This window comes from Staphylococcus haemolyticus (assembly GCF_006094395.1).
Classification (GTDB): Bacteria; Bacillota; Bacilli; order Staphylococcales; family Staphylococcaceae; genus Staphylococcus; species Staphylococcus haemolyticus.
The window spans coordinates 698,216-713,659 of record NZ_CP035291.1 but is presented as its reverse complement, the minus strand read 5'-3'; the positions used below and the strand labels follow the sequence as shown (position 1 = coordinate 713,659).

Annotated in this window: 16 protein-coding genes; 9 read left to right on the top strand and 7 right to left on the bottom strand. The window is 32.7% G+C overall.

Annotated elements, in window-relative coordinates; all coding sequences use genetic code 11:
* Positions 1 to 221: 221 nt before the first annotated feature.
* From EQ029_RS03250 to EQ029_RS03230, 5 genes are all read left to right on the top strand, one after another.
* Positions 222 to 650: a DUF4870 domain-containing protein gene (locus EQ029_RS03250; protein WP_011275080.1), complete on the top strand. Its 429-nt coding sequence runs from the start codon at positions 222 to 224 to the stop codon at positions 648 to 650.
* 317 nt (positions 651 to 967) lie between these two features.
* On the top strand, positions 968 to 1,615 hold the full coding sequence (locus EQ029_RS03245) for a CHAP domain-containing protein (protein ID WP_011275079.1): 648 nt from the start codon (positions 968 to 970) through the stop codon (positions 1,613 to 1,615).
* A gap of 266 nt (positions 1,616 to 1,881) precedes the next feature.
* Positions 1,882 to 2,211, top strand: coding sequence for a DMT family transporter (locus EQ029_RS03240; RefSeq protein ID WP_011275078.1), 330 nt, complete (start codon positions 1,882 to 1,884; stop codon positions 2,209 to 2,211).
* Between the two features lies 1 nt (position 2,212).
* Positions 2,213 to 2,524, top strand: a complete 312-nt coding sequence (locus tag EQ029_RS03235) for a DMT family transporter (protein WP_011275077.1) — start codon at positions 2,213 to 2,215, stop codon at positions 2,522 to 2,524.
* Between the two features lie 81 nt (positions 2,525 to 2,605).
* Positions 2,606 to 3,562, top strand: a complete 957-nt coding sequence (locus EQ029_RS03230) for a 2-hydroxyacid dehydrogenase family protein (protein WP_011275076.1) — start codon at positions 2,606 to 2,608, stop codon at positions 3,560 to 3,562.
* Positions 3,563 to 3,656: 94 nt separating this feature from the next.
* Here EQ029_RS03230 and EQ029_RS03225 read toward each other — a convergent pair whose 3' ends face one another.
* The 7 genes from EQ029_RS03225 to EQ029_RS03195 form a co-directional block, all read right to left on the bottom strand.
* Positions 3,657 to 4,781: an FAD-dependent monooxygenase gene (locus EQ029_RS03225; protein WP_057504781.1), complete on the bottom strand. Its 1,125-nt coding sequence runs from the start codon at positions 4,779 to 4,781 to the stop codon at positions 3,657 to 3,659.
* A gap of 95 nt (positions 4,782 to 4,876) precedes the next feature.
* A complete protein-coding gene (locus tag EQ029_RS03220; protein ID WP_037558620.1) occupies positions 4,877 to 5,656 on the bottom strand; it encodes an N-acetylglucosaminidase in 780 nt (259 codons plus the stop codon).
* A 25-nt stretch (positions 5,657 to 5,681) separates the two neighbouring features.
* On the bottom strand, positions 5,682 to 5,900 hold the full coding sequence (locus EQ029_RS03215; RefSeq protein ID WP_029376663.1) for a hypothetical protein: 219 nt from the start codon (positions 5,898 to 5,900) through the stop codon (positions 5,682 to 5,684).
* Between the two features lie 280 nt (positions 5,901 to 6,180).
* A complete protein-coding gene (locus EQ029_RS03210) occupies positions 6,181 to 6,654 on the bottom strand; it encodes a helical membrane plugin domain-containing protein (RefSeq protein WP_011275073.1) in 474 nt (157 codons plus the stop codon).
* Positions 6,654 to 9,608: a formate dehydrogenase subunit alpha gene (gene fdhF / locus EQ029_RS03205; RefSeq protein WP_011275072.1), complete on the bottom strand. Its 2,955-nt coding sequence runs from the start codon at positions 9,606 to 9,608 to the stop codon at positions 6,654 to 6,656. Before fdhF ends, EQ029_RS03210 begins: the two co-directional genes overlap by 1 nt.
* 323 nt (positions 9,609 to 9,931) lie before the next feature.
* Positions 9,932 to 10,879, bottom strand: a complete 948-nt coding sequence (locus EQ029_RS03200) for an LCP family glycopolymer transferase (RefSeq protein ID WP_011275071.1) — start codon at positions 10,877 to 10,879, stop codon at positions 9,932 to 9,934.
* Positions 10,880 to 10,989: 110 nt separating this feature from the next.
* Positions 10,990 to 11,781: an inositol monophosphatase family protein gene (locus EQ029_RS03195; protein WP_370444503.1), complete on the bottom strand. Its 792-nt coding sequence runs from the start codon at positions 11,779 to 11,781 to the stop codon at positions 10,990 to 10,992.
* A gap of 388 nt (positions 11,782 to 12,169) precedes the next feature.
* Between EQ029_RS03195 and EQ029_RS03190 the strand changes: the two genes are divergently transcribed.
* From EQ029_RS03190 to murQ, 4 genes are all read left to right on the top strand, one after another.
* Positions 12,170 to 12,868, top strand: a complete 699-nt coding sequence (locus EQ029_RS03190) for a helix-turn-helix transcriptional regulator (RefSeq protein WP_029376664.1) — start codon at positions 12,170 to 12,172, stop codon at positions 12,866 to 12,868.
* A 69-nt stretch (positions 12,869 to 12,937) separates the two neighbouring features.
* Positions 12,938 to 13,288 carry a hypothetical protein gene (locus EQ029_RS03185; protein WP_011275068.1) on the top strand — a complete coding sequence of 117 codons (351 nt, stop codon included), beginning with the start codon at positions 12,938 to 12,940 and terminating at the stop codon, positions 13,286 to 13,288.
* Between the two features lie 211 nt (positions 13,289 to 13,499).
* A complete protein-coding gene (locus tag EQ029_RS03180; RefSeq protein ID WP_011275067.1) occupies positions 13,500 to 14,552 on the top strand; it encodes a MupG family TIM beta-alpha barrel fold protein in 1,053 nt (350 codons plus the stop codon).
* Complete coding sequence (gene murQ / locus EQ029_RS03175) at positions 14,552 to 15,439, top strand: N-acetylmuramic acid 6-phosphate etherase (protein WP_057504782.1); 888 nt, start codon at positions 14,552 to 14,554, stop codon at positions 15,437 to 15,439. Before EQ029_RS03180 ends, murQ begins: the two co-directional genes overlap by 1 nt.
* Positions 15,440 to 15,444 lie beyond the last annotated feature (5 nt).

Genomic DNA, 15,444 nt, shown 5'->3' with positions numbered 1-15,444 from the left:
AACATTATTTCTATTCAGTCAGCTAATGCCATATCCTAATAATGACTTATACTAGTATCATTAATAGTCAATTTTTATACAACGCTAAACTATATCCTATTTTACAAAAATTAAACACAACTCAATTATTTATATTAATTTTAAAATTAACTAATCTTTTTTAAGTAACTTTGTTATATTAATTATGAAACATAACTTTTTTAATTGAGAGGAGTATTATTATGTCGGATTATTATGAGCAATCACAAGACTCTACGGTAAAGAGAGATAATGAAGATGATGCCCGATTAATGTCTATGTTGATCTTCCTATTGGGGTTCTTCACTTCTGTAATAGGTCCAATTATTATTTGGGCTATCAAGCGCAATGAATCACGATTAGTTGATAAAGCTGGAAAGAACTACTTCAACATGCTTATTTCTTATTTAATTTGGAACTTTGTTGTTGGTATATGTATGGTACCTGTATTTTTCATATATGTAGTTAATAATGAAGCAGCGATCATTATCGCTACAATATTACTATTTGTTCTTTCATTACTATTAATTGTACTTTCTATCCTATATGTAGTTTTTCATATCGTTGCATGCGTTAAATATTTTGGTGGAAAAGAATATGTAGTGCCTTTATCAATTCGTTTCTTCAAATAAGTTGTACAGCATCTAATATTACAAAGGGTTGTAATAATAATCATTTGTTAACACTAACTAAATATAAGATTAATGTAGTATTCATGCATAATTCAAGCTATATTACAGTACGTAACCTTGAACTACTCTTTATTACGGAGTTGTTCAAGGTTTTTGTATTTCATTTACGAAACCGTAACATTGCACACAGTGCTAATAGAATCTGATAAAGTATGACTTGTCGTTGGGAGCGGCAAAAAATACAAATTCGAAGTCTATTCAACATATCGCTATTTTTAACCTATTGTTGAATACAAATTTTGGGAGGACTTTTTACTATGAAAAAAATTATTACAATTTCAACTTTAACAGCAGGCATTGGTGTATCATCATTAGGATTAAATGCTAACCATGCAGATGCTGCAGAATATAATCACAATCCAGCACCACAACATAATCAATTCGGACAACAAGGTCCACATGGTCAAAATATGCAATTTAGCCATCAACAAGGACAAGGTTATCAACAACCTCAATTTAAACAACAATCTTTTAACTATAATCAAAGCACTACAACTTCAACAACATCAGATGGAAGTTCGTCATCTAGTAGTTCTTCTACAACTACTTCTTCTTCAACTCAAACTACATCTTCTACATCAGGTAATTTATACACAGCCGGCCAATGTACTTGGTATGTATATGACAGAGTTGGTGGTAAAATCGGTAGTACTTGGGGAAATGCTAATAACTGGGCGAGTGCAGCATCAGCAGCTGGGTACACTGTAAATAATACTCCAGAAAAAGGTTCAATTCTTCAAACATCTGAAGGTTCTTATGGACATGTTGCGTATGTAGAAAGTGTTGGTAGCAATGGTTCAGTAACTGTTTCTGAAATGAATTATTCTGGTGGACCATATGTGAAAGATACACGTACAATTTCAGCTAGCCAAGCTAGTTCTTATAACTACATCCATTTGTCATAATTTTAAATAAAGCTTAAATGATGCTAATCAGAAATATAGAATAACATTAAACTATAGAGCTACATTGTAAATTCGCATAAGCTGACTGGGCTGTGAAGTCGCTTTTAACCAAGCTTTTTCAGTTCAAATCACCCTTGAAGAGCTAAGACATGGAATTCAAAAAGAATTCTGTTCTGGCTCTTTTTTTAAGTTTTACAAATTGAATTAAAAGTAACGCTTTGAGAGAATAAGCATATTAGTCTTTATTTTATAAGGAGTGTGAAGGTATGCAATGGCTTAAAGTCATCTTAGCTGGCCTAATTGAAGTTATTTGGGTAATCGGATTAAATAATGCCCATAACTTTGTAACTTGGTTATTTACATTAGTTTTTATTGCACTAAGCTTCTACTTGATGATTTCCGCCTCTAAACAACTTCCAGTCGGTACAGTTTATGCAGTATTTGTGGGAATAGGAGCTGCTGGTACAGTTATTGCAGATATGCTTTTCTTTGGAGAACCATTTACAATAATGAAAGTTGTATTACTGCTTCTGTTACTAGTTGGTATTATTGGACTTAAACTGTCAACGAATGACTCACCTAAGGGAGGAATGTAATATGTCATGGCTATATTTACTCATTGCAGGATTATTAGAGGTACTTGGCGTCATATGGTTAAACCAATATGCACGCTCAAAACAAAAATTTTATATTGTTTTAATGGCAATTACGTTTATTTTTAGTTTTAGTTTTTTAAAATTAGCTATGACAACAATTCCAATGGGAACAGCATATGCTATATGGACTGGTATTGGCACAGCCGGAGGAGCTATTGTAGGTATGTTATTTTACAAAGAATCAACACATTTTAGCCGTATCATTTTTATTTTCTTGATACTCTTCTCTGTAATCGGTCTTAAAATGATCTAATAAAATTGTATGAATTACATTTGTATACGTTTTCTCCTTTTATTATACTTAAAGAGAGATTATTGATAAGGAGTGAGCTTAATGGAAAAAGTTTATATAGCAGGTGCAATTCCAGAAGTAGGATTAAATTTACTTAAAGAACACTTTGAAGTAGAAATGTATGAAGGTGAAGGCATTATTGATAAAGCAACACTTATGGAAGGTGTCAAAGATGCTTCTGCGCTTATAAGCATTCTATCTACGAATGTTGATCAGGAAGTGATTGATAGTGCAAGTAACCTTAAAATCATTGCAAACTATGGTGCTGGCTTTAATAATGTGGATGTTAAATATGCACGTGAAAAAGATATTGATGTAACAAATACACCTAAAGCATCAACAGCCTCAACTGCTGAATTAACTTTCGGACTCGTTTTAGCAGTTGCGCGTCGCATAGTCGAAGGAGATAAATTATCTCGAACACAAGGTTTTGATGGATGGGCACCTTTATTCTTTAGAGGTCGTGAAGTGTCTGGCAAAACGATTGGCATAATCGGTTTAGGTGAAATTGGTAGTGCAGTAGCTAAGCGTGCTAAAGCTTTTGATATGGATATCTTATATACTGGTCCTCACCAAAAGAAAGAAAAAGAACGTGAAATTGGTGCAAAATATGTAGATCTAAATACCTTACTTGAAAATGCTGACTTCATCACAATCAATGCTGCTTATAATCCTGATTTACATCACATGATTGATACCGAACAATTTAAACTGATGAAATCTACAGCCTATTTAATTAATGCTGGTCGCGGTCCAATAGTTAATGAAGAAGCTTTAGTAAAAGCTTTAGAAGACAAACAAATTGAAGGTGCTGCATTAGATGTATATGAATTTGAACCTGAAATTACAGAAGGTTTGAAATCACTAGATAATGTAGTTATCACACCTCATATTGGTAACGCAACATATGAAGCAAGAGATATGATGTCTAAAATCGTCGCAAATGATACGATTAAAAAGTTAAATGGTGAAACTCCACAATTTATAGTTAATAAATAATTTATAATGTAAAAAAGACGGAAACTGAAACAGACTATTAAGCATATTAATCATTAACTTATATGCTTAATTAGTCTTCAGTATCCGTCTTATTTTATTTATGCTTCGCTTTATACAGGAATTTAGTTTGTCCGCTTAACAAACGGTTTGGTGTTCTTTTCATTACACCATTGCGTAGTGAGATAACTAATTTGTTGTCTTTTTGCGCTATTTTACCAATTTTTCTTGAGCGTTTGATAACTTTTGCAGTATGTTTAACTCTTAATTTATCATAACGTTTTAATCCTTTTTCTATATCATATTCTGCTAAACAATTAACTAGTACAATCGCATCTTCCATAGCTTGTCCAGCACCTTGACCCATATTAGGCGTCGTTGCATGCGCTGCGTCCCCTAACAATAGAATACGTTGATTTACAAATGATTTGAGTGGTTTCATATCATATAAATCATGCTTCTGAATACCTGTTTCACTTTGCTTATCTAAAATTTGACGTACTGGTTCAGGATAATTATTAAAATATGCTTGTAGATGTGGTTTTTCAAACGTTTGATATTTGGGATCCTTTTCAGACGCATTAATTGTAATAAACCAATAAGCTTGGTTGTTAATAAGTGGCACTATCCCTACTCGACCTCGTTTACCCCAATATTCACTAGCGATATCAATGTTATGTAGATCAGCATCATCCACTAAGCCACGAAAACACGTATACCCTTGATAAAGTATCTTCGCATTCTGATGAATAGCTTGTCTGACAACAGAATGAAGTCCGTCCGATCCTATACATAAATCAAAACTTTGACTTGCATGATTAGAAAAGTGAACCATCGTATGTTGTTCGACGTTCTCAACCTTAATAACATCATGGTCAGTATAAATGCATTGAGGATTAACATAAGATTGTATCAATTCAATCAAAGTTTGTCGCGCTAATGTTACATTCAACGTAGCCTCTTTTAATTTTACTGCAGACAAAATATTTCCTTTATCATCTAGTACATTCATTGCAGATAAGTTCTGGCCAGCATTTTTAATTCCTTTAGCTAGGTCATGTTTACCTAATTTCTTGATAACATTATCACCAATTCCTATACCTGCACCAACCTCACTTATATTTGATTGTCTTTCAAATATAGAAACGTCATGTCCTTTTTCTAAAAGAAGTGCGCCAGCAGTTAAACCACCTATACCTGCACCTATTATTGCAATTTTCATTTATTTACACCTCAATATTAAATTCACCTAAATTTTATCTTAACAGTATGTTGCAGTTGCAATTAAGATTGTATACACTCTATTAGCCATTCAATTTAGGAGGCATAGAAGTTCTTACGTACATCATCTTTTTTTATACCAAATTGGTCATAATATGCCTGCATATACTTTGCAATTTTATCTGCCCACAAAATATCGCTTGCATACTGATGTTGGCCCGGACTTTTAGGATTCCACCTCATTTGATACAGCGTAATTTGATCATTATCAAAATAATTCGTTCTAATAAATTTAGCTCCACCAAGTATCGCTTTGCGTGGTGAAGTCCATGATGCCTCCTTAGCGTAACTCTTACCTGTATGAATAGCATTTTCATCGAAAGCACCGACACCAAAAAAGTTGTAATAACGATTGTTACCTTCTTTAATACCACTGGCAAGTTTAGAGTTACCATTAGCAGTCTCCACACGTGCATGGCTTATTAAATAAATAATATTGACTTGATATTTATCTTGAGCCTCTATAAAAGCATCAGCTTGATTTTCAAGAATACCATTCCCTCGTAACATCTTTTTAACTTCTTGTTTTGACATAGGAACTTGTTGTGAAATATCCATGTATTTAAACTTATTATCGTCTCGTGTAATGCGCATTGCCCTCTCTATTTCTCGGCTATTTGCATTCACAAACTCACCATCTCTGTCTACTGTATTCAATACACTCGAATCTGTTTGTTTCTGAATTGCTTCTTGAAAGCTATAGTTGCGATCATTGTCCAACAGTTCTGAGTGATTAATTATTAATAATACTATGAAGACAATGATAATAATAAGCAACAGTATGAATGGTAAACGCATTTGATTTAATTGCTTCATGTAGATGACAATCCTTTATAGCTATTTAAGATAAATAAAAATAAGTAATTATAATAACAATTAAGACTATAGCAAATGATATGTTGATGACTATCTTCATGCCAGTTCGATCTCGAAAAAGCACGTTAAATATAACTAAACTAATTGCTAATGACACAGCGAACATTGAAATCGCTAACACCATTTGCATCATAATTAAAAAAATAATTCCTAAAACAATAAAAACGTTAGAAATAACTGTCATAATTTTAATCGCATTTGGATGAATTGTTCTCACCCCTTTTTTAGTAATAATATATACTACACCTTACCATAATTCATGTAGAAAGTACGTATAAATCTTATTAAATAATGAAAGAAAGGAGCGAGACAGAATTCAATTTGAATTCATTATCCCACCCCTTAGGATGACTTGAACTAAGTAAGTTTAGAATAAGTGCCTTCTCAATTCAGTCATCTACTGCATATTTACTTTATAGCCCTAGATTATTTAACTTGTACCAATCTCTTTATACAATAATGTATTATTTATCTTCTCTAGACATCCCTTTAAGTAAATTAAGTATATAAGTTAAGCTGCGATTCATATCATCGTCTTTGAGTACGCCCATTAGACTACGAATACTTGTTTTAGCATTAGGATTAGCTTGATTTGCAACGTGCAATCCTTTATTTAATTTATTTAAGAATTGACTTAACTCTTGAACATTAAGCTCACCTAACATAAAGACCATTGGTGCTAAATTTGTAATTAGACCCGCATATAAATCTTTGTTAAGTTCTGTCATAAATTTATTGATAATAACTTGACGTCCTCTAATGCCACCGTTCATTAAATCAAGAATTTTAGCTTCATCTAATGCTTTTACTAAACGTATTGCTTTTAAAATACTATCTTTATTTTCTGCAATAGCATCTGTTACTTCATTGATACTCTCGATTTTAATTTGTTCTTCTGATTTCTCTAAACGTTTAATTTTAGTTATTCTTTCAGCCATTATTTATCCACCACATTTCCTGGGAAAACATAGTCAGGACGTTCCCATTTTTTCTGTACTTGGACACTATACTGCGGGTTACGTTGTTTATCGACACGGAAGTTTGTTGGATTTAATGGTGATTTACCTTTACGAGTCAATACTTCCATACGACAGCTTGTTCGTTTATAAGATGGTGTATCTGTATATTTATCTACATCACTATTAGTTAATTTATTGATAGCGCCTAAATCACCATTTGACATAGCATCATTATTTAAAGGAATATAAATTTCTCTGCCTTTAACTCGATCAGTTACTGTTGCAATTAATGTTGCTTCACCCGTTTCTGAAATCAATCGTAATTCTGCGCCTTCATGAATATCACGATCTTTAGCTAGCTCTGGAGAAATTTCTACAAACGCATTTGGCACTTTATACTTAATCATTTCAGTTTGATAAGTCATATTACCTTCATGGAAATGCTCTAGTAAACGACCGTTATTTACATGTAGATCATAAACTTCATCTTCTTTAAAGAAATTGTCAAATGTTAATGGGAATAACTTAGCACGACCATTTTCAAAGTTAAAGCCATCCATATATAATGTTGGTTGGTCTGTACCATCTGGTGCTACAGGCCATTGAAGACTATTGAAACCTTGTAATCGTTCATAATTTACACCTGAATATGATGGTGTTAATCCTGCAATTTCATCCATGATTTCACTTGGATGTTTGTAATTCCAATCAGCGCCCATGCGTTGTGCGATTAATTGGAAGATTTCCCAGTCTGGTTTAGAATCGCCTAGCGGTTGTAATGCTTTATTAATACGTTGAATTCGGCGTTCTGTATTCGTGAATGTACCATCTTTTTCTAATGATGGACTAGCTGGTAAGACGACATCTGCATATGTTGCTGTGAAAGTTAGGAACTCATCTTGAACAACTAAGAAGTCTACTTTTTCTAGAGCAGATTGAACAAAATTAATATTAGAATCAACAATACCTGTATCTTCACCATATAAGTATAATGACTGAATATCTCCATTATGGATACCTTCCATCATTTGGTGATTATCGCGTCCAGGTGTTGGATTTAATTCTACACCATATTCTTTTTCAAATTTTGCTCTCACTTCATCATCAGCTACTTTTTGATAACCTGGGAATTGATCTGGCATACTTCCCATATCACTTGCACCTTGTACGTTATTGTGACCACGTAATGGATAAGCACCTGAACCTGGTTTTCTATAGTTACCTGTCACAAGCAATAAGTTAGAGATAGCTGTACTTGTATCACTACCAATATCTTGTTGTGTAACACCCATTGCCCAACAAATTGACATTGATTCAGCTTTTGCAGCTTCTTCTGCAAAACTAATGATTTGTTCTTTAGGAATACCTGTTGTTTCTTCTGCAAAATCCATAGTGAACAATTCTAATGATTTATAGTAATCTTCATAATTATCGACCCAATCATTCAAGAAAGCTTTATCGTGTAAATCGTTGTCAATGATATATTTAGTAGCTGCACCTAACCAAACTAAATCTGTTCCTGGCTTAGGTTGATAAAATGCATCTGCACGCGCAGCCATTTCATGTTTTCTAATATCGAATACATGCATCTTTTGTCCGAATAATTTCTGTGCACGTTTCATTCTAGATGCAATAACTGGATGCGCTTCAGCTGTATTTGTACCGATTAGAACAGTCATAGCAGCTCTCTCAAGGTCTTCAATTGAACCAGAGTCACCACCGTGACCTACAGTTCTGAATAGTCCTTTCGTTGCTGGTGCTTGGCAATATCTTGAACAGTTATCAACGTTGTTAGATCCGAAGACTTGTCGTGAAAGTTTTTGCATTAAATATGATTCTTCATTAGTACCTTTAGAAGATGCGATAAATGCTAAATGATCGCCACCATATTCATTTTTGATTCGTTTAAAGTTAGTTTCAATAACATCTAAAGCTTCATCCCATTCAACTTCATGGAATTCTCCGTCTTTTCTAACAAGTGGTTTCGTTAAACGTTGGTCTGAGTTAATGTGACCCCAAGAGAATTTACCTTTAACACATGTAGCAATTTTATTGGCAGGAGAATCATGTGATGGTTGAACTTTAAGTACTTCTCTGTCTTTAGTCCATACATCAAATGAACAACCTACACCACAATATGTACAAACTGTTTTCGTTTTCTTAATGCGTTCTTTACGCATTTCCGCTTCTGAATCAGAAACTGCAAATAGTAATCCATCACCTGGTTCAGCTTTTTTAGTTAAATCAATCATTGCAGCAAGTGAACCTGGTTCAGTATCTGTCATGTAACCAGCATTACCTTCCATATTCACTTCCATCATGGCATTACAAGGACATACAGTTGCACATTGACCACACGATACACATGATGATTCATTAATAGGAACATCATTATCCCAGATAACTCTAGGATGCTCACGATTCCAATCAATTGAAATTGTTTCATTTACTTCGATATCTTGACACGCTTCTACACAACGACCACAAAGAATACATTGGTCTGGGTCATATCGATAGAATGGACCATAGTCTTTTTCATATGGTTTTGTTTTGTATTCGTATGATTGTTCTTCTAATCCCCATGCGTCCATAGCGTTATGTATTTCACAATCACCGTTATTGTAATCACATACCGTACAATACAGCATATGTTTTTCTAAAATGCGATCTAAAGCTTCCTTTTGGCTAGCTTTAACATCATTATTCTGAGTATTAACTGTCATAGGTCGATTTACAACTGTACTACACGCACGTTCAATTTTGCCATCAATTTCAACCATACATGTATCACATGTTTGAATTGGTCCCATTGATTCGTTATAACAAATTGAAGGTACGAAAGTATCACGAGATTTTATAAACTCAAGTAAACTTGTTCCAGGTTCTACAAGATAATCAGTGCCATCAAGCGTGACGATTAAATGTTCTTGCATACTTTCCACCCCATCTATATAAATTTTCCGTAAAATGACTTTGGCTACTTAACTATTCCATTTCAATATCCCACATATATTGAACATAGAATTATATTAATTGTATTACTTATTTCATTAAATGTTAAGCGTTTCATAAATTTTTGCAATTTTAAAAGAATTAAATATACACTGTGTTTCAAATGTTAAAAAAACTAACTTTAATGCAGATACAATTTTAAAAAAAATAGAGATAGGACTGAAATGATTTCTCTCTCATTGTCCTACCTCTATAAATTTCCTAGTATTAACTGCTAAAGTAAAAACGTCTATTGCATTAAAATTTAATTTTGTAAATTATTATTCAATATTTCTGTGGCACTTTGTTTTGAATCGTCATTAGGTATGAAATACCACAATCCATCGTCTTGAATACCACCCTGACCTTCTAATTGATGTCGGTTTACAGTTGTATTCGCATTTTTATAATTTTTTCTAATATCATTCATGTCATTCAATGTTAAATCGGTTTTAACATTTTTCTGAATCTGATTAATTAATGATGGAAAATGCGTAAGCGCAGAAGTACTTGTCATTTTATTAGCCATTGCTTGAAGGATAAGTTGTTGTCGTTCTTGACGACCAAAATCTCCTCCAGCACCTTCCTCTTTACGACTACGTATGAAGGCCATTGCAGTATCTCCATCCACATGAGTTGATTGACCTTTTACAAAGTTAGTTCCTTTAGTGGTGAAAGTATCATTACTAGTAACATTCACACCACCTAAAGCATCAATCATATCATGTAACCCATCCATATCAACTGTTGCATAATGATCAATAGGAACATTCATTAATTTTTCTAATGATTTAACAGCCATCGTTGGTCCACCATAAGCATATGCATGATTAATCTTCTCAGTCGTTCCTTTACCTACAATTTCAGCTTGTGTATCACGAGGTACACTTACAATTTCTGTAGTTTGTTTCTTAGGGTTAATAGAAAGAAGCATAATTGTGTCACTTCTTTCACCATCATTCTCACTTTTACGTTGAGCATTTGAGTCTACACCAAATAATGCAATAGTAAATGGATCACCATTTGACAAACTTACATTTTTCGATCTCAATTCTGAATGTTGTCTGTTTAAAGGGTTATGAATCTTACCACTTGTAATAAAAATACTAGCTACTACAAAAATTGACGCAACTATTGCTAAAACAACTAATATTCCTATAAACCATGTAATTATTTTAACGGGCAGGCTCATTCGTCTATGCGTTCTACGCATCCTACCACTCCTATTCTATTTTATGAATTAATATAATTATTATATATTAAAATGATTAACTTTCTATACGTCTTAAGAAGTAACTTTTCATAAAACAGCTATCAATATTATTAAATATGATACCCGCCATTTCGATTAATAATAGTTAGTATATCTTTGTAACATCCGTGATTACTAATAATGAATGGGCCACTCTTAGCAAAGTCTAACGGTTCTCCATTTAATTGAGTCATTTTCAAATTTAATTCTTTCGCAAATAAAAATTGCGCTGCGATGTCCCATGGCTTTGGGTTTGTATTTATATGTGCACCAAATTGTCCTTTAATCACTCTTACTGAATCTAAACCACATGAACCAATATTTCTCACACTGAACGAAGCATCGTATAATGCTTTGCTTGTATCATCATTTATATATTGAGTCCCAAAAGAGATAATAGCGTCTTGCAATTTTAATTCATTAGGTGGCATTAATTGTTGCCCATTAACAAATGCACCTTCACCCGCTATTGCTTTATATAATTTATCGTGAGGATAATCATATATATAAGAAAGTTTAGGTTCGCCATCAACAAAATATGCGATGATAATACAATAGTCTTCTTGCTGTTTTACTAAATTAGCTGTACCGTCAATTGGATCCATAATCCATAAATGACCTTCGTATGGCCGAATCATGCTATTATCTTTTTCTTCACCTAATAATTGGTGACTTGGAAAGTGTTCAGCTAAATACGCTTCAAACTTGTTTTGAAGTTGTTTATCTACATTTGTAACTAAATCAAATCGATTTATTTTAGTATCAGTAATCATATCTGTTATCAAATTGGGAATAACATCATCGAGATGTTTTAACCAATCCATGATATGCGCATCTAAATTATGAAGTTTGTTTTGCATGATTTCACCTCAACTATCTATTTCACTTTATTGTATCTTACTGCTCATATTTGTCATAGGAATTTTTAAATGAAGACACAAAAAAATCGGCTAGTCATCTGCTAGCCGACAAATAGAAAGGAAAGTAAGTAATAAATATTGAAGATGTTTCGATGTAACTTGAACGATTCACAACAAGCTATCTGTTATATAGCTTCTACCCCTTTGTTTGAATTCGTTCTCCCCTGTTACAAATATTATAATAGCATAAAACATTTAATTTTGTAAGCGTTTTCCTAATAAAAAATGTTTAATTTTACACGCATAATCTACTAAAGTACTGAAAATGTCTTCATACGCAGTGTTATGTTATAATTAATGTAATATGTAATGGTTATAGGTGGTGTTTATGTTGAAGAAATTAGATCGCCAGAATCAAATTATTTCATTAATACAACAAGGTCATACAATTAATGCATCTGAATTGGCGCAACACTTAAATGTTTCTGTTCGAACAATTAGTCGTGACATTGTCGATTTAGAAAATCAAGGTGTTCAAATATATGCTCATAAAGGCAAAAATGGTGGATATCAGATTCAAAAATCTGAAGATAAAATAAAGCTAAATTTTACTGAACAGCAGCTATTATCTCTTTATCTTACCTTAATAGAAAGCCAATCCTATTCAACATTACCATATACTAATGAGATTCAATCTATCATTAATCAGATTATCAATATTCCTAATACTCGTGTTCGTAAATCACTAAACCAAATGACTAACTTAATTAAGTTTGAAGATACTGAACAAATAACATTACCCCATTTATTTGCAGACATTTTAATTTATAGTTCTGAACGAAATGTTATGTTGATTGACTTTATTGATAATCAAGACACTATTGCAGAGAATGTCATATTCATTGGTTTACTATGTCGTAATGGCGAGTGGTTATCAATTATTTATGAAATCGGTTTAGGAAGAACAAGAGAATTACCAGTGCTTGATATTTATGACATATCTTATTCCTTTGAGAAGACCATTAAAACTTATGACATATCCATTGATAATTATACCCAATTTTTAAATCCAATCGAGACGACTGAATAATTTTCTCGATTGGTTCCCCTCATTCATACCTCTTCTACAATTTAATATCTTCAAGGAGTTGCATTGAATATGCTTCCATACACAATAATGCGTCAACAACTCATAATTTTACTCACTCACGTTGAAAAAATAAGGTATTACTATTTAATGGACAATAGATTTTTAAATAGAGAAATAGAAGCGTATAATACATCCATTAAAAATTTTACTGACAGTTTACCGTTAACCCTTCAAAACAGTACTAATAACTCCAAGTCTAAATTCTCGATGCAATCAGATCACTTCTTTTATAAATTACTAAATGATCTATCATTAAAACCACTACACGAATTCCATCAAGGGACGATATTAGTTGATTTACAACAACGTCAAGACCAATTGCATCAAACATTAATTTATTTGTTAAATGAATATAAGTAAGTGAACCTCGTATATCACATGTGCAATTTCAATATCTTATCCTTTATTTTTTTAATAGCATAATAAACGCCTCAGCTATCTCCTTCAATTCAGCTAATTATCCAAGTCGCTTAAACAATTAATTATAAAAATTATATAATATATATGTAAATTGTAATAAAAAACGTGAAACGCTATAATGTAAGTGATTACAGTAATTAGGAGGATTCATATGCTAGGTTTCTCAGTCTATTTAGGTCAACCATTAAACAAATCATACATATTAAATATGGTTGATCTCGGTTACGACATTATTTTCACATCACTACAAATACCTGAGGAAAACGATCAAACTAAATTGACATATTTGGGAGAATTATGCCAATTGCTAAAAGATAAATCGGTAACCTACATTATTGATATAAATCCATCATTACTGAATCAGAATGTTTATCGTTTTTTCGATCAATTTTCTAATGGTGACTTTGTTATTAGAATTGATGATCATTTTAATTATGATTTAATTGCAGATTTGTTTCATCATAATTTACAGTGTTGTCTAAATGCCAGTACTATCACTACTGAAATTTTGGATACACTTTATAATCAAAAATCATTATCTAAAGTTTATTTTTGTCATAACTATTATCCCAGACCTGATACAGGTTTAGCTTTAAACCTTTTTGAACAACGAAATAACCTCATTAGAAAATATGATGAACATGCCTCAATTATGGCTTTTATTCCTGGAACTACATTAAGAGGTCCATTGTATAAAGGACTTCCTACCATTGAACAACATAGACACATGACATTACTTCAATCTGCACATTCACTATTAAAATATAACTTGGATTATATTCTTATTGGTGATACTGCAATCAACTATGCAGAAGCAGTTGCATTACAGCAGATGATTTATCACCGTCATTTCAAACTTCGGCTATCATATTTTGATAAATCATATGAACAACTCATTTTCAAGCAACATACATCTCGTTTGGATGCACCTGAGAATGTAATACGCTCCAAGTATTCTAGATTAACTAAAGTAAATATTCCTCCAACCAATAACTTCAATCAATATCGCTATAAGGGAGACGTCACGGTTGATAATTCGCTTAATCAACGTTACGAAGGTGAGCTACAAGTGATTAAAGCAGATTTGCCTAATCATAAGGCGATTAATCATGTAGCATCTATATGTGATGAAGATAAAGTCGTTATTGATTTAATACAACCTGGTGACACATTTGAATTTATTACTGAAAAGGAGAAACGCTAATGGAACATTTAACTACTGAAAGCAGAAACACACAAACGATGCATTTAGATGAAATGTCGATATTAGAAGCTTTAAAAACAATAAATAAAGAAGATCAACTAGTAGCTAAAGCAATTGAACCTATTTTGCCCCAGTTAAACAGAGTAATCGAACAAACAATTACGCGTTTTCGAGATGGTGGACGTCTAATTTATATAGGAGCTGGTACAAGTGGACGTTTAGGTGTATTAGATGCAGCTGAATGTGTTCCAACTTTCAATACGCATCCTAATGAAGTAATTGGCTTAATTGCTGGAGGGCAACAAGCTATGACTGAAGCGATTGAAGGTGCTGAAGACAACTATGAAATGGGAATGACTGATTTGAAAGCAATCCATTTGAATGAAAAGGATGTAGTTATTGGTATTTCGGCAAGTGGTCGCACGCCTTATGTTAAAAGGGCATTGACATATGCCAATGAAATAAGTGCACTGACTGTTGCCCTCTCTTGCAATACGAATAGTGACATTAGTACTGTCGCTTCCCATGCACTTGAAGTCAATGTTGGTCCAGAAGTATTAGCAGGGTCTACTCGCTTAAAGTCAGGTACTGCTCAAAAGCTTGTGCTTAATATGATATCAACAATGACTATGATTGGTGTTGGTAAAGTTTATGATAACTTGATGGTTGATTTAAAAGCGACAAATCACAAACTTGAACAACGTTCCATACATATTATCGAAGAGATTTGTGGCTTAACTTTTGAAGAAGCTCAAGAACTCTATATAAAAGCCGACAATGATATTAAAATTGCAATCGTTATGAATTTATGTAACACAACTAAAAGCGATGCTCAATCAAGACTCATAAATAATAATGACATTGTAAAAAAAGCAATTCAATCTTAAGGAGG

Coding starts and splice junctions, on each gene's coding strand:
- EQ029_RS03200 (WP_011275071.1), bottom strand. CDS start 10,879: ATGCGTAGAACGCATAGACGAATGAGCCTGCCCGTTAAAATAATTACA.
- EQ029_RS03215 (WP_029376663.1), bottom strand. CDS start 5,900: ATGACAGTTATTTCTAACGTTTTTATTGTTTTAGGAATTATTTTTTTA.
- EQ029_RS03230 (WP_011275076.1), top strand. CDS start 2,606: ATGGAAAAAGTTTATATAGCAGGTGCAATTCCAGAAGTAGGATTAAAT.
- EQ029_RS03240 (WP_011275078.1), top strand. CDS start 1,882: ATGCAATGGCTTAAAGTCATCTTAGCTGGCCTAATTGAAGTTATTTGG.
- EQ029_RS03235 (WP_011275077.1), top strand. CDS start 2,213: ATGTCATGGCTATATTTACTCATTGCAGGATTATTAGAGGTACTTGGC.
- murQ (WP_057504782.1), top strand. CDS start 14,552: ATGGAACATTTAACTACTGAAAGCAGAAACACACAAACGATGCATTTA.
- EQ029_RS03225 (WP_057504781.1), bottom strand. CDS start 4,781: ATGAAAATTGCAATAATAGGTGCAGGTATAGGTGGTTTAACTGCTGGC.
- EQ029_RS03245 (WP_011275079.1), top strand. CDS start 968: ATGAAAAAAATTATTACAATTTCAACTTTAACAGCAGGCATTGGTGTA.
- EQ029_RS03250 (WP_011275080.1), top strand. CDS start 222: ATGTCGGATTATTATGAGCAATCACAAGACTCTACGGTAAAGAGAGAT.
- EQ029_RS03220 (WP_037558620.1), bottom strand. CDS start 5,656: ATGAAGCAATTAAATCAAATGCGTTTACCATTCATACTGTTGCTTATT.
- EQ029_RS03210 (WP_011275073.1), bottom strand. CDS start 6,654: ATGGCTGAAAGAATAACTAAAATTAAACGTTTAGAGAAATCAGAAGAA.
- EQ029_RS03180 (WP_011275067.1), top strand. CDS start 13,500: ATGCTAGGTTTCTCAGTCTATTTAGGTCAACCATTAAACAAATCATAC.
- EQ029_RS03185 (WP_011275068.1), top strand. CDS start 12,938: ATGCTTCCATACACAATAATGCGTCAACAACTCATAATTTTACTCACT.
- fdhF (WP_011275072.1), bottom strand. CDS start 9,608: ATGCAAGAACATTTAATCGTCACGCTTGATGGCACTGATTATCTTGTA.